Genomic DNA, 13,746 nt, shown 5'->3' with positions numbered 1-13,746 from the left:
TGATACACCGCTATCGCAGGCAAGCCAGCTCACACATTGACAGCGGACGCAGAGCGTCCAACGAGGCATTCCCACGCAGAGCGTGGGAACGATCTTTTGACAGCACAGCAATTCAACAGGTTAGAATCGCTGGCACGCAGACTGCATGGTCAGTTTGCGCCCCGTCTTCCCCGCTCTGGAGTACTGCCTTTGAATGCAACGACCATCAACAGCCTGTTCTTGATCGGCGCGTTGCTGGTGGGTGCGAGCATTCTGGTGAGTTCTCTTTCCTCGCGCTTAGGGATCCCGATTCTGGTGATCATCCTGGCGGTGGGCATGGCCGCCGGCGTCGATGGCGGCGGCATCATCTTCGATAACTACCCAACCGCGTACCTGGTGGGCAACCTCGCATTGGCCGTGATCCTGCTCGACGGCGGTTTGCGCACACGGGTGGCGAGTTTTCGCGTGGCACTCTGGCCGGCGTTGTCGCTGGCCACGGTGGGGGTGTTGATCACCACCGGCCTCACCGGCATGGCGGCGGCCTGGCTGTTCGACCTCAATATCATCCAAGGCTTGCTGATCGGCGCGATTGTCGGCTCCACGGACGCCGCAGCCGTGTTCTCACTGCTGGGCGGCAAGGGCCTGAACGAGCGGGTCACCGCCAGCCTGGAAATCGAATCCGGCAGCAACGACCCGATGGCGGTATTCCTCACCGTCACCCTGATCGACATGCTGGCCAGCGGCCAGACCGGCCTGCACTGGAGCTTGCTGGCTCACCTGATTCGCGAATTCGGCATCGGCGGCATCGTCGGCCTGGGCGGCGGCTGGCTGATGCTGCAAATGGTCAACCGCATCAACCTGGCCACCGGCCTGTACCCGATCCTGGTGATTGCCGGTGGCCTGGTGGTGTTCGCCCTGACCAATGCCCTTCACGGCAGCGGCTTCCTCGCCGTGTACCTGTGCGGGCTGGTGATCGGCAACCGCCCGGTGCGCAGCCGTCATGGCATTTTGCATATGCTCGATGGCATGGCGTGGCTGGCACAGATCGGCATGTTCCTGGTGCTGGGCCTGCTGGTCACACCCCATGACCTGCTGCCCATCGCCCTGCCGGCACTGGGCCTGGCGTTGTGGATGATCCTGTTTGCGCGGCCGCTGTCGGTGATGGTCGGCCTGCTGCCGTTCAAGGCCTTCCACGGCCGCGAAAAAGCCTTTATCGCCTGGGTCGGCTTGCGCGGCGCGGTGCCGATCATTCTGGCGGTGTTCCCGCTGATGGCCGGCCTGCCGCACGCGCAGCTGTACTTCAACCTGGCGTTCTTTATTGTGCTGGTGTCGCTGCTGGTGCAAGGCACCAGCCTGCCGTGGGTGGCCAAATTGCTGAAGGTCACCGTGCCGCCGGAACCGGCGCCCATCTCCCGCGCCGCGCTGGAAGTGCACGTCACCAGCGAGTGGGAGCTGTTCGTCTACCGCCTGGGCGCGGAAAAATGGTGCATCGGCGCCGCCCTGCGCGAGCTGAAAATGCCCGAAGGCACACGCATCGCCGCACTGTTCCGTGGCCAGCAACTGCTCCATCCGTCGGGTAGTACGGTGCTGGAAGTCGACGATTTACTCTGCGTGATCGGCCACGAACACAACTTGCCGGCCCTCGGCAAACTGTTCAGCCAGGCGCCGCAGCGCGGCCTCGACCTGCGTTTCTTCGGCGATTTCGTGCTCGAAGGCGACGCCCAGCTGGGCGCGGTCTCCGCCCTGTACGGGCTTAAGCTCGACGGCATCGACCCGGATATGCCGCTCAGCAGCTTCATCACCCAGAAGGTCGGCGGCGCGCCCATCGTCGGCGACCAGGTGGAGTGGAACAACACAATCTGGACCGTCGCGGTCATGGACGGGAACAAGATCGGAAAAGTCGGCGTCAAATTCCCCGAAGGAAGTCGTCCAGGCCCTGGACTCTTCCTCTAAACTGCGAGGCTATGGCGCCACGCCACCAGCCTCTTTACCTTGCTCGACCGGTATCCATGACCCTACTGCGCACCTTTTTAGCCACTGCCCTGCTGGGCCTGACCCTCTGCGTGGGCAACGTCTACGCCGCCGACCCGCCCAGCACCGACGCCATCCAGCAAAGCCTGGACAAGCTGCCCGACCGCAAGCTGCCCGACGCCGACATGAAGGCGTTGCAGAGCATCCTGCAACAGACGTTGACGTACCTGGGCAACAAGCAGGATTACGAGCAGCGCCTGGCCGACCTCAAGCGCCAGCTGGCAGACGCCCCGCGCCAGACCACCGACAACCAGCGTGAATTGGTGCGGCTCAAGGCGACTAAAATTGTCCCCGTGGCCCAACGCTATGCCTCGCTGCCCGTGCCGCAACTTGAGCAATTGCTCGTGCAGCGCAGCACCCAGCAAGGCGACCTGCAAAAAGAGTTGGCCGACGCCAACAGCCTGACCATCGCCGCCCAGACCCGTCCAGAGCGCGCCCAGACCGAAATCAGCAGCAGCCAGACGCGCATCCAGCAGATCAATTCGATCCTCAAGGCTGGTAAAGACAACGGCAAAACCCTCAGCGGCGACCAGCGCAACCAATTGAATGCCGAACTTGCGGCCCTTAATGCCCTGATCCCGCTGCGCCGCCAGGAACTGGCCGGCAACAGCCAACTGCAAGACCTGGGCAACAGCCAGCATGACCTGGTGGTGGAAAAGACCGCGCGCCTGGAACAAGAGATCCAGGACCTGCAAACCCTGATCAACCAGAAACGCCTGGCCCAGTCCCAGCAGACCGTGACCCAGCAGTCCATCGAAGCGCAAAAGGCCGGTGGCAGCAGCCTGCTCGCGACCGAAAGCGCGGCCAACCTCAAGCTCTCCGACTACCTGCTCAAAAGCACTGATCGCCTCAATGACCTGACCCAGAAAAACCTGCAGACCAAGCAGCAACTGGACACCGTCACTCAAAGCGACTCGGCCCTGGACGAGCAGATCAATGTGCTCAAGGGCAGCCTGCTGCTCTCCAAAATCCTCTACAAACAAAAACAGGCGCTGCCGCGTCTTACCGTCGACCGCAACCTGGCGGACGACATCGCCAACATTCGCCTGTACCAGTTCGAGGTCAACCAGCAACGCGAACTGATCAGTACGCCCAGCACCTATGTGGATAGCCTGCTGGCCAATCAGTCGCCGGATGACGTGACGCCACAATTGCGCCGCACTTTGCTGGAACTGGCGATCACTCGCAGCGACCTGCTCGAACGCCTGAGCCGTGAGCTGAGCGCGCTGCTGAACGAATCTATCACCCTGCAACTGAACCAGAAACAACTGCTCAGCACCGCCACCAACCTGCGCGCGACCCTCGACGAGCAAATGTTCTGGATCCCCAGCAACAAGCCGCTGGACACCGAGTGGCTGGAAACCGTGCCGGACCACCTGACCAAGCAAGTCACCACCCTGCCGTGGGCTTCGAGCGTCAGCGAACTGTATGACGGCCTGACCCAGCGCCCGCTGCTGTTCTTGCCGTTGCTGCTGTTGATTGGCGCACTGCTGTGGCGGCGTAAAGCCTTGTACGCGCGCCTGAAAAAGATCCACCTCGATATTGGCCACTTCAAGCGCGACAGCCAATGGCACACGCCGGTGGCCATCCTGGTGAATATCCTGCTGGCGCTGCCGGTGGCCCTGGCGCTGGCATTGTGCGGCTACGCGCTGCAAATCGACGCCCGTGGGCAAAACGCCAACTTGGGCGCGGCCTTGCTGCTGATCGCCCAAGCGTGGCTGGTGTTCTACACCGCCTACCGGATTCTCGCGCCAGGTGGCGTGGCCGAACTGCATTTCCGCTGGGAAAAGCCCCAGGTCGAGTTCCTCCAGGGCTGGATCCGCAAGCTCGGGCTGGTGGTGCTGGCGCTGGTAGCGGTAGTGGCCATCGCCGAACACCAGCCGGCCGCGCTGGCCGACGACGTGCTGGGTATCGCTGTGGTGCTGACCTGCTACGCGCTGATGGCCTGGCTGCTGAGTCGCCTGCTGCTGCACAGCCCGACCCACGAAAAAGCCTCATTGTTCCGCAAGGCCGTGGGCCTGGTGTTTACCGCCCTGCCCGTCGCGCTGTTTATCGCCGTGTGCTTTGGCTACTACTACACCGCGCTCAAACTCAGCGACCGGCTGATCAACACGCTGTACCTGCTGATGTTCTGGCTGGTCATCGAGGCCACCTTTGTCCGCGGCCTCGGCGTTGCTGCACGACGCCTGGCCTATGCCCGCGCCCTGGCCAAACGCCAGGCCGCCAAGGAAGCCGGCGACGGCGAAGCGGTGATCGAAGAACCGACCCTGGACATCGAGCAGGTCAACGAACAGTCCATGCGCCTGATCCGCCTGGCCTTGCTCGGCGGCTTTATCGCCGCGCTGTACTGGGTGTGGAAAGACCTGATCACTGTGTTCTCCTACCTGGACAACGTGACCCTCTACGAATACACCAGCGGCACTGGTGCCAATATCAGCATGGTGCCGATCAGTATCGGCGACTTGCTCGGCGCCTCGATCATCGTCGGCATCACCTTCGCCCTGGCGCGCAACCTGCCCGGCCTGCTCGAAGTACTGGTGCTGTCCAAGCTGGACCTGGCCCAAGGCAGCGCCTATGCCACGACCACCTTGCTGTCCTATGTGATCGCCGGCGTCGGTTTCGTCTCCACCTTGTCCACCCTCGGCGTGAGCTGGGACAAGTTGCAATGGCTGGTGGCGGCGCTGTCGGTGGGGTTGGGCTTTGGTATGCAGGAGATCTTCGCCAACTTTATCTCCGGCATCATGATCCTGTTCGAACGCCCGGTGCGCATCGGCGACACCATCACCATCGGCAACCTGTCGGGCACGGTGAGCAAGATCCGCATCCGCGCCACGACGATTACGGACTTCGACCGCAAGGACATCATTGTCCCGAACAAGACGTTTATCACCGGGCAACTGATCAACTGGTCACTGACCGACACCATCACCCGCGTCACCCTGAAACTCGGTGTGGACTATGGCTCTGATCTGGATCTGGTGAAGGAATTGCTGCTCAAGGCCGCGCGTGAAAACCCGCGCGTGCTGAAAGAACCCGAACCCCATGTGTACTTCCTCAACTTCGGCGAAAGCACCCTCGACCACGAACTGCGCATGCACGTGCGCGACCTGGGTGACCGCAACCCGGTGATCGACGAGGTGAACCGCTTTATCAACCGCGAGTTCAAGAACCACCACATCAACATCTCGTTCCGCCAGATGGAGGTCTACCTCAAGAACCTTCACGGCCAGGAATACAAGCTGGTGGAAGTCGACGCACCGACCAAACCCGCCAACGACGGCGGCGTGCAAGAACCGCCGCCGAGCAAACTCGACTAAACACCCTATCCCCAGCAGAATGCTCGGACATTCTGCTGGAGATGGCCGGTGAAAGCCCTCGACGAACTGACCTTCGACAACCGCTTCGCACGCCTGGGCGACGCGTTCTCAACCCACGTACTGCCTGAGCCCCTCGACGCGCCGCGCCTTGTGGTGGCGAGCGACGCCGCCATGGCCTTGCTCGACCTCGACCCGGCCGTGGCCGAAACGCCGGTATTTGCCGAGCTGTTTGGCGGGCACAAACTGTGGGCCGAAGCAGAACCGCGGGCAATGGTCTATTCCGGGCACCAGTTCGGCGGCTATACCCCGCAACTGGGCGATGGCCGCGGGTTGTTGCTGGGTGAGGTGTACAACCAGGCCGGCGAGCATTGGGACCTGCACCTCAAGGGTGCCGGGATGACGCCGTATTCGCGCATGGGCGATGGGCGTGCGGTGCTGCGCTCTTCGATTCGTGAGTTTCTCGCTTCCGAAGCCCTGCATGCCTTGGGTATTCCCAGCAGCCGCGCCCTCTGCGTGATTGGCTCCGACACGCCGGTATGGCGCGAGAAACAAGAGCGCGGCGCCATGGTATTGCGCTTGGCTCACAGCCATATCCGCTTCGGGCATTTCGAATACTTCTACTACACCAAGAAGCCCGAGCAGCAGGCCGAATTGGCGGAGCACGTGTTGAATCTGCACTACCCCGAGTGCCGCGAACAGCCCGAACCGTACCTGGCGATGTTCCGCGAAATCGTCGAGCGCAACGCCGAGATGATCGCCAAATGGCAGGCCTATGGCTTCTGCCACGGCGTGATGAACACCGACAATATGTCTATCCTGGGCATCACCTTCGACTTCGGGCCGTTTGCGTTTCTGGATGACTTTGACGCGCACTTCATCTGCAACCATTCGGACCATGAAGGGCGCTACTCCTTCAGCAACCAAGTGCCGATCGGGCAGTGGAACCTGAGCGCGCTGGCCCAGGCGCTGACGCCGTTTATCAGTGTGGATGCCTTAAAAGAAGCCCTTGGGCTGTATCTGCCGCTGTATCAGGCGCACTACCTGGACCTGATGCGTCGACGCTTGGGGCTCACCACGGCTGAAGACGCTGACCAGCCACTGGTGGAACGCTTGCTGAAACTGATGCAGAACAGCGGCGTGGACTACACGCTGTTCTTCCGCCGCCTGGGTGATGAGTCTGCGGCACTGGCCGTGGCGCGCTTGCGCGATGACTTTGTCGACCTGGCCGGGTTTGATGCCTGGGCCGAGCAGTACAAGGCACGCGTCGCACGGGATGGCGATGACAGCCAAGAACGCCGCCGCGAACGCATGCACGCGGTGAACCCGCTGTACATTCTGCGCAACTATCTGGCACAGAACGCCATCGCGGCTGCCGAGTCAGGTGACTACAGCGAAGTGCGGCGGCTGCATGAGGTGCTGAGCAAGCCTTTTGAAGAGCAGGCCGGGATGGAGCAATACGCCCAGCGGCCACCGGACTGGGGCAAGCATTTGGAGATTAGTTGCTCGTCGTAAGATGATCGTTCCCACGCTCCGCGTGGGAATGCCGCCTGGGACGCTCCGCGTCCCGCCTTTTGCAGTGCATCTGCGCACGGGTGACGCGGAGCGTCACGGGATGCATTACCACGCGGAGCGTGGGAACGATCAGTGTTTCATCCTTTTCGCCTGGTCTTGATAAACCTCGTTGCCGGCTCCAGATTGAACCCATTGGCCACGTCCTAGGAGCCCACCATGTCCGAACCTCTTGTAATCCCCTGCCCGCATTGCAACGGCCTCAACCGCATCCCCGGCGAACGCTTGGGTGATGCGCCTAAATGCGGGCGCTGCAAGCAGCCTGTTTTGTTGAACAAGCCCTTCGAGCTGAAACAAGGCGACTACGCCAGCCAGATCAAGGGCGACCTGCCGTTGCTGGTGGATGTGTGGGCCGAGTGGTGTGGGCCGTGCAAGTCGTTTGCGCCGGTGTTTGAGCAGGCGGCTGGGCAGTTGGAGGGCAAGTGCCGATTGGCCAAGCTTGATAGCGAGGCTAATCAGCAGCTGTCGGCGCAGTTGGGGATTCGCTCGATTCCGAGTTTGATTCTGTTCAAGAACGGCCGTGAAGTGGCACGCCAGAGTGGGGCGTTCCCGTTGCCGCAGTTGATGAGTTGGTTGCGTAGCCAAGGGGTGTAAACCAGCCCCTCAATCAACGGGGTCAACTGTGGGAGCTGGCTTGCCTGCGATGGCCTCACCTCGGTCTAACTGATAGACCGAGTTGCCTGCATCGCAGGCAAGCCAGCTCCCACATTGACCGCGTTTTAAGCTCGGGCTACGGGGGTTTCGTGGTCCATCATCTGGCCGACCAGCATTACGCCGAGTTCGCTTAATTGATGAATGGCCAAAGCCACGTCGCGGTGCTCGCCGGTGAGGTCGTTGGACAGCTTGAGTAACAGGGTACGGACGGAAGTGAAGGTTTCGTAGCTGTTGAGTACGAGGGTTTCGGTAGGGAGGTTGGGTGCAACGGAATAAAGGTTAACCATGGAACGTCTCCGGGTAGGAGCCGCAACCAGCCGCTACTAAACGGAGGGTGGCAGCTGTACGCAGGTTAGTAGACCGGGGAGACTCACCGGCGCGCTCGAAAGCGCCCTCCGTACAGCCACCATCAAATACAGGGCAGTCCTGATCAATGATTTGCTGTACGTCTCACCACGGGCTACTAAACCCGATCACTGAACATTCAGCGACCGGCCAACCTTAGAGACGCCCATCCAGACGCACAAGCCGGGCGATTCTGGCTTAGCTGTAGGCAACGATACAACCCACAACCCCATTTGCCAGACCCTTCCTACAGCCTCCGTAGGAACAATCCAAATCCCCCTGCTGAAACACAAAAACAAATGTGGGAGCTGGCTTGCCTGCGATGGCATCACCTCGGTCTAACTGATAGACCGAGTTGTCTGCATCGCAGGCAAGCCAGCTCCCACATGAGTTCACAGGGGATTTGGGGTGCTATTGGGATCAGGCATTTTCCAGCAAGTTATGCAGCTCCACAAACTGCAACGTCAGCTTGTGCCGTGGGTCCAGGTGGATCAGCGGCTTGCTCTCCTGGTGCGACTCGCGCATGCGCACCGAGCTGGCCAGGTACACCGGCAGTACCGGCAAACCTTCGGCAATCAACTCATCCAGCATCTGCTGCGGCAGGCTCGCACGGGCCTGGAACTGGTTGACCACGATGCCTTCCACTTCGAGGCCTTCGTTGTGGTCTTCCTTCAATTCTTCGATTTCACGCAACAGACCATACAACGCCTGGCGCGAGAAGCTGTCGCAATCAAACGGGATAAGCACGCGATCAGCGGCAATCAACGCCGAAACCGCATAAAAATTCAGTGCCGGCGGCGTATCCAGGTAAATCCGGTCGTAATCTTCGCTCAACTCATCCAGCAGCTTTCGCAGCTTGTTGATCTTGTGTTTGGCCTCAAGCTTGGGCTGCAGGTCCGCAAGCTCGGCGGTCGCAGTGATCACGTGCAGGTTGTCGAATGGCGTTTCGTAGATATCCACCTGATTTTTCTTCGAAAACGGCCCGGAAGACAGGGTTTGCTTGAAGAAGTCGGCGATGCCCATCGGGATATCGTCGCCGGTCAGCCCTGTGAGGTACTGAGTTGAGTTCGCTTGTGCATCGAGGTCCACCAACAGGGTCCGATAGCCTTCACTGGCGCTCACCGCCGCCAGGTTGCAGGCAATGCTGGACTTGCCAACGCCGCCTTTTTGATTGAACACCACACGCCGCATGGAAAAAACCTCCGTGTATCAATGAATGTCCGAGTGTAGAGGGCAAAAGCGCCTGTTAGCTACCTCGTTCATCCATGCACTGGCGCATCACCTGTCGAACAAAAGGAGGAGTCCTACAATCCACACACCGCACGGGTAAAGGACAATCTGTAAATCTTTTCCGGCAAATTGTATTCATCCGTGAACAAATCTTTACCAAAGTTTGCTAGAACCCCACGGCACCGGGATAATGCGCGCCATTCGGCCATTGTTCCCTGTCCCGGTATTCGGGGCCAACGGCTGCACATGGAAGCCCGCAGGGGCGGGATAACTTCTCAGTGATCACTTTCAATATCGACCAATGGCGCGCCTGGGCTCCGGGCCTTGAGACTGCGCAGGACTGGCGCGCCTGGTGCCAGGCTCCGGTGTTAGTGCCGGCCAGCGATGCGTCACCCGATGTGTCGTTCCTGCCCGCCATGCAGCGCCGCCGCCTGAGCCGGCTGGCGCGCATGGCGTTCAGCGTGGGCTGGCCGTTGGCCGAGGGCCGGCAAAACCTGCCGCTGGTGTTTGTTTCCCGGCACGGCGAAACCCCGCGCACCCTCGATATACTCAGCGACCTGGCCAACGACGAACCGCTGTCGCCCACCCAGTTCAGCCTGTCGGTGCATAACGCGGTGATTGGCCTGTGGTCGATCCTGCGCAATGAGACCTGCGAAATGACCGCCCTCGCCGCCGCCGGCGACGGCCTGGAACACGGCATGCTCGAAGCCGCCGCGCTGCTCAACGAAGGCGCCCCGGCGGTGTTGCTGGTGATCACCGAAGAACAACCGCCTGCGGCTTACGCCGACTGGATCCGTGACGTGCCCTTCCCTTATGCCCTCGGCCTGCTGCTGACCCCGGGCGACGAGTGGCAACTGGAACTAAACAGCGGCGCTGTCCAACTCACTCAAACCCAGTGGCCCCACGCCCTGAACCTGCTGCGCACCCTGCTTACCGAGCAGGCCACCTGCCAACATGCCTGGAAGAACCGTGTATGGAACTGGCAACGCAAGCCCTGACCGACAAGCCACGGGACGCCTATTACTGGCGCCTGTTCGCCACCGCCGCGAGCTTCTTCTGCTTCGGTGTCGGCGGGCTGTGCCTGCGTTTGCTGGTGTTCCCGCTGCTCAGTTGCCTGCCAGGCAGTGCCGCTAAACACCAGCGCCGCGCCCGCCACACCATCAGCAAGCTGTTCTGGCTGTTTATCCGCATGATGCAACGCGCCGGTGTGCTGACCTACAGCGTTGAAGGCGCAGAAAACCTCGGGCGCCCCGGCCAGATGATCATCGCCAACCACCCGTCGCTGATCGACGTGGTGTTTTTGATCGGCCTGATGCGCCAGACCAACTGCGTGGTCAAGCAGAGCCTGTTCCAGAACCCGTTCACCCGTGGGCCGGTGCGCGACGCCGGTTACATCAGCAATGACGGCAGCGCCGATATGCTCGATGCCGCGGCCGATGCGCTGCGCGATGGCCAGACGCTGATCATCTTTCCCGAGGGCACGCGCACCACGCCCGGCGTAGCACCGGCCTTTCATCGCGGCGGCGCGGCCATTGCGCTGCGCGGTGCGACAATCATCACCCCGGTGGTGATCAAGGTCAGCCCCACCACCCTGACCAAGGCCGAACCCTGGTATCGCATTCCCAAACGCCGTTTTCACTTCAGTTTGCGCGTAGGTGCCGATATAGACCCACAGGCGTTTGCCACACTGGGGCCAGCGCCCCAGGCTTCACGCAAGCTCAACGATTACCTGCATCACTATTTCATTAAGGAGCTCGCCGAAGATGAGCAACCAACACAGCCTTGAGCACGACATAAAGGCGCTGATCATCGAGGCCCTGGGCCTGGAAGACATCAGCCCCGACGACATTGGCAGCGACCAGACCCTGTTCGGCGAAGGCCTGGGCCTGGATTCGGTGGACGCCCTGGAGTTGGGCCTGGCGATCCAGAAAAAGTACGGCATCAAGATCGATGCCGACGCCAAAGACACGCGCAATCACTTCACCAACGTGGCCAGCCTTGCGGCATTCGTCACGGCTAAAAAGGCAGCTTGAGACCGGACCATGCAAACTCGTGACGATATTTTCAACACCCTGCGCGATGCCTTGGTGGAACTGTTTGAACTGCCGCCTGAGCGCGTCACCCTCGACGCCAACCTGTATCAGGACCTGGAAATCGACAGCATCGATGCCGTGGACCTGATCGACCATATCAAGCGCCAGACCGGCAAGAAGATCGCCGCCGAAGAGTTCAAGGCGGTGCGCACTGTCAACGACGTGGTTGAGGCGGTGTACCGTCTGGTCCAGCCTGCCGCATGAGCCGGCTGATCGGCCTTGGCCTGTTGCTGGCGGGGCTGCTGTACCCTTTTGCGGTGTATTACGGCACCGAGCACTTCGCGCCGTGGCAATTCGGTTTGCTGCTGGGTAGCCTGTGGCTGTTGCGTGCGCTGACCGGCGCACGGCGCCCCGGCAGCCGCTGGATGGCCGTAGCGGTGATCGTGTTCTGCCTGCTGTTGGCCTGGTTCGACAACCCGCAGTTGCTGCGCTGGTACCCGAGCCTGGTCAGCGCGTTCATGCTGGCGCTGTTCGGCATGAGCCTCAAATACGGGCCGCCGATGGTCGAGCGTCTTGCACGCATGACCGACCCGCAGCTGCCGCCCAAAGCAATTGTGTACACGCGCCAGGTCACCGTGGTGTGGAGTATGTTTTTTCTGTGTAATGGCTTGCTCGCCGCCGCCCTCACGCTGTGGGCGCCACTGAGCTGGTGGACGTTGTACAACGGCCTCATCGCCTACGGGCTGATGGGGCTGCTGTTTGCCGTGGAATGGCTGGTACGACAAAGGGTTCGAGGCCGCGTATGAATGGGTTGAAACTTGAGCACTTGCTGCTTGAGGCGCTGGAACAACGTTCGGTCACCACCGAACCTGCGATGAATCACGTCCAACTCTGCGAGCAGGCCCTGAGCCTCGCGGCGGGCCTGCAGGCGCGCGGCATCCAGCGCTTGGCGGTGCACCTGGAAGACGCAGGCGTGCTGGCCGTTGCCCTGCTGGGCGCCTGGCGTGCCGGGGTCAGTGTGCTGCTGCCTGCCGACTTACAGCCCCAGACCCGCCAACGCTGGGACGACAGCGTGGACGCCTGGCTCGTAGAGGCAGCCGACCTTGACGCGTTGTATCAGGCGCCATTGAGCCCTGCCGCGCTCGACCTCGACGCCTGCCAATTGAGCCTGTGCACCTCCGGCTCCAGCGGCGAACCCAAGCGCATCGACAAGACCCTGCGCCAACTGGCCAACGAAGTGGCGGCGCTGGAAGCGCTGTGGGGCGCAGGCCTCAAAGACGCCTGCATCATCGGCAGCGTGGCCACCCAACATATCTATGGTTTGCTGTTCCGGGTGTTGTGGCCGCTGTGCGCCGGCCGCACCTTTGTGCGCAAGCAACTAGCCTTCCCTGAAGACATGCAGCGCGCCAGCCGCGAACATGCGCAATTTGCCTGGGTCGCCAGCCCCGCACTGCTCAAGCGCATGGGCGACAACCTCGACTGGCCCGCACTGAGTAAAGTGTCGCGAGTGTTCTCCTCCGGCGGCGCGCTGCCAGTGGAAGCCGCCGGCAGCCTGTACGACCGCTTGCAGCAATGGCCGACGGAAATCCTCGGCAGCTCGGAAACCGGCGGCATCGCATGGCGCCAGGGTGCACAGCCGTGGCAGCCATTTGCCGATGTGGAACTGAGCCAGGATGCCGACGGCGCCCTGCGCATTGCCTCGCCGTACCTGCCGGCCGGGCATATCGAACAAACCGCCGACGCGGCGCGCATTCATTCCGATGGCCGCTTCGAGCTGCTCGGGCGCCTGGACCGCATCGTCAAACTGGAAGAAAAACGCATCTCCCTGCCCATGCTCGAACAGGCACTGCTGACCCACGCCTGGGTCGCTGAAACCCGCCTGGGCGTGGTGCAGGAAAACCGCGCTTCACTTGGCGCGCTGGTGGTGCTGAGCGCCGAGGGCCTGCATGCGCTGCGCAATCAGGGGCGACGCAGCGTCACCCAAACCCTGCGCGAGCATTTAAGCCAACATTGCGAAGCCCTGGCCCTGCCACGTCGCTGGCGTTTGCTGCGCCAGCTGCCGCTGAACAGCCAAGGCAAACTGCCCCAGGCTGACGCAGAGGCATTGCTGCTGGCACCACGCCCAAAAGCACCCGAAGTGCTGGAACAGGTCGAAGCCAACGGCGAATGGACTGTGCAACTGAGCATCCCGCCGGACCTGGCCTACTTCAGCGGCCATTTCCCGGTCACGCCGGTGCTGCCCGGCGTGGTGCAGGTGGAATGGGCCTTCAACCTCGGCCAGCAACTGCTCGATTTACCCGCGACCTTTGCCGGGATGGAAGTGCTCAAGTTCCAGCAACTGGTGCGCCCTGGTGATCAGGTTGAACTGCACCTGCGCTTCGATCCGGAGCGCGGCAAGCTGTACTTCGCGTACCGCAACGGCGATGCGGCCTGCTCCAGCGGCCGGATCGTGCTGGAGGCCCCAAGTGAATAGGCTTTTGTGGCTAACAGGCTTAATGTGGCGAGCAGGCTTGCCCTGCGTTGGGCTGCGAAGCGGCCCCAAAACCTGTAATGGAGTACTGCCTGATTCTCGGAGGTTACCTTACTGG

General features: G+C 61.6%; 12 protein-coding genes. 10 read left to right on the top strand and 2 right to left on the bottom strand.

What is annotated here, in order from left to right:
• Nucleotides 1-189 precede the first annotated feature (189 nt).
• The 4 genes from GIW28_RS02430 (at nucleotide 190) to trxC (ending at nucleotide 7,490) form a co-directional block, all read left to right on the top strand.
• Entirely contained in the window at nucleotides 190-1,932 is a 1,743-nt protein-coding gene (locus tag GIW28_RS02430; RefSeq protein ID WP_017138534.1) for a potassium/proton antiporter, read from the top strand.
• 56 nt (nucleotides 1,933-1,988) lie between these two features.
• Nucleotides 1,989-5,327, top strand: coding sequence for a mechanosensitive channel MscK (mscK, locus tag GIW28_RS02425; RefSeq protein ID WP_017138535.1), 3,339 nt, complete (start codon nucleotides 1,989-1,991; stop codon nucleotides 5,325-5,327).
• A 48-nt stretch (nucleotides 5,328-5,375) separates the two neighbouring features.
• The gene (gene selO / locus GIW28_RS02420) at nucleotides 5,376-6,839 is read left to right on the top strand and encodes a protein adenylyltransferase SelO (protein ID WP_236445706.1); all 1,464 of its coding nucleotides are present in this window, start codon (nucleotides 5,376-5,378) and stop codon (nucleotides 6,837-6,839) included.
• Between the two features lie 216 nt (nucleotides 6,840-7,055).
• Nucleotides 7,056-7,490 (top strand): thioredoxin TrxC, encoded by a 435-nt coding sequence (gene trxC / locus GIW28_RS02415; protein ID WP_017138537.1) that lies wholly within the window; start codon nucleotides 7,056-7,058, stop codon nucleotides 7,488-7,490.
• A gap of 125 nt (nucleotides 7,491-7,615) precedes the next feature.
• Here trxC and GIW28_RS02410 read toward each other — a convergent pair whose 3' ends face one another.
• Entirely contained in the window at nucleotides 7,616-7,837 is a 222-nt protein-coding gene (locus GIW28_RS02410; protein WP_099548066.1) for a DUF6124 family protein, read from the bottom strand.
• Between the two features lie 478 nt (nucleotides 7,838-8,315).
• On the bottom strand, nucleotides 8,316-9,086 hold the full coding sequence (locus GIW28_RS02405) for a ParA family protein (RefSeq protein WP_017138539.1): 771 nt from the start codon (nucleotides 9,084-9,086) through the stop codon (nucleotides 8,316-8,318).
• A 317-nt stretch (nucleotides 9,087-9,403) separates the two neighbouring features.
• On the opposite strand from GIW28_RS02405, the gene GIW28_RS02400 reads away from it, so the two are divergent.
• From GIW28_RS02400 to GIW28_RS02375, 6 genes are read left to right on the top strand one after another with little or no spacing between them, the layout of a single operon-like run.
• The gene (locus tag GIW28_RS02400) at nucleotides 9,404-10,123 is read left to right on the top strand and encodes a beta-ketoacyl synthase chain length factor (RefSeq protein WP_186617935.1); all 720 of its coding nucleotides are present in this window, start codon (nucleotides 9,404-9,406) and stop codon (nucleotides 10,121-10,123) included.
• Nucleotides 10,099-10,911: a lysophospholipid acyltransferase family protein gene (locus tag GIW28_RS02395; protein WP_017138541.1), complete on the top strand. Its 813-nt coding sequence runs from the start codon at nucleotides 10,099-10,101 to the stop codon at nucleotides 10,909-10,911. Before GIW28_RS02400 ends, GIW28_RS02395 begins: the two co-directional genes overlap by 25 nt.
• Nucleotides 10,889-11,158 (top strand): phosphopantetheine-binding protein, encoded by a 270-nt coding sequence (locus tag GIW28_RS02390; protein ID WP_017138542.1) that lies wholly within the window; start codon nucleotides 10,889-10,891, stop codon nucleotides 11,156-11,158. Before GIW28_RS02395 ends, GIW28_RS02390 begins: the two co-directional genes overlap by 23 nt.
• 9 nt (nucleotides 11,159-11,167) lie before the next feature.
• The gene (locus tag GIW28_RS02385; protein WP_003187949.1) at nucleotides 11,168-11,422 is read left to right on the top strand and encodes an acyl carrier protein; all 255 of its coding nucleotides are present in this window, start codon (nucleotides 11,168-11,170) and stop codon (nucleotides 11,420-11,422) included.
• The gene (locus GIW28_RS02380; protein ID WP_186617937.1) at nucleotides 11,419-11,964 is read left to right on the top strand and encodes a hypothetical protein; all 546 of its coding nucleotides are present in this window, start codon (nucleotides 11,419-11,421) and stop codon (nucleotides 11,962-11,964) included. Before GIW28_RS02385 ends, GIW28_RS02380 begins: the two co-directional genes overlap by 4 nt.
• Nucleotides 11,961-13,631: an acyl-CoA synthetase family protein gene (locus tag GIW28_RS02375; RefSeq protein ID WP_017138544.1), complete on the top strand. Its 1,671-nt coding sequence runs from the start codon at nucleotides 11,961-11,963 to the stop codon at nucleotides 13,629-13,631. The genes GIW28_RS02380 and GIW28_RS02375 overlap by 4 nt, the downstream gene beginning before the upstream one ends.
• Nucleotides 13,632-13,746 lie beyond the last annotated feature (115 nt).

Origin of the sequence: Pseudomonas sp. PA-5-4B (assembly GCF_021606215.1) — a bacterium.
Classification (GTDB): domain Bacteria; phylum Pseudomonadota; class Gammaproteobacteria; order Pseudomonadales; family Pseudomonadaceae; genus Aquipseudomonas; species Aquipseudomonas edaphica.
Note: the sequence above shows the minus strand (reverse complement) of the source record. Positions and strands in the feature narration are given on the sequence as shown.

Excerpts from the sequence above, each read along its gene's own strand:
- mscK (WP_017138535.1), top strand. The coding sequence starts at position 1,989 with ATGACCCTACTGCGCACCTTTTTAGCCACTGCCCTGCTGGGCCTGACC.
- trxC (WP_017138537.1), top strand. The coding sequence starts at position 7,056 with ATGTCCGAACCTCTTGTAATCCCCTGCCCGCATTGCAACGGCCTCAAC.
- GIW28_RS02410 (WP_099548066.1), bottom strand. The coding sequence starts at position 7,837 with ATGGTTAACCTTTATTCCGTTGCACCCAACCTCCCTACCGAAACCCTC.
- GIW28_RS02405 (WP_017138539.1), bottom strand. The coding sequence starts at position 9,086 with ATGCGGCGTGTGGTGTTCAATCAAAAAGGCGGCGTTGGCAAGTCCAGC.
- GIW28_RS02395 (WP_017138541.1), top strand. The coding sequence starts at position 10,099 with ATGGAACTGGCAACGCAAGCCCTGACCGACAAGCCACGGGACGCCTAT.
- GIW28_RS02390 (WP_017138542.1), top strand. The coding sequence starts at position 10,889 with ATGAGCAACCAACACAGCCTTGAGCACGACATAAAGGCGCTGATCATC.
- GIW28_RS02385 (WP_003187949.1), top strand. The coding sequence starts at position 11,168 with ATGCAAACTCGTGACGATATTTTCAACACCCTGCGCGATGCCTTGGTG.
- GIW28_RS02380 (WP_186617937.1), top strand. The coding sequence starts at position 11,419 with ATGAGCCGGCTGATCGGCCTTGGCCTGTTGCTGGCGGGGCTGCTGTAC.
- GIW28_RS02375 (WP_017138544.1), top strand. The coding sequence starts at position 11,961 with ATGAATGGGTTGAAACTTGAGCACTTGCTGCTTGAGGCGCTGGAACAA.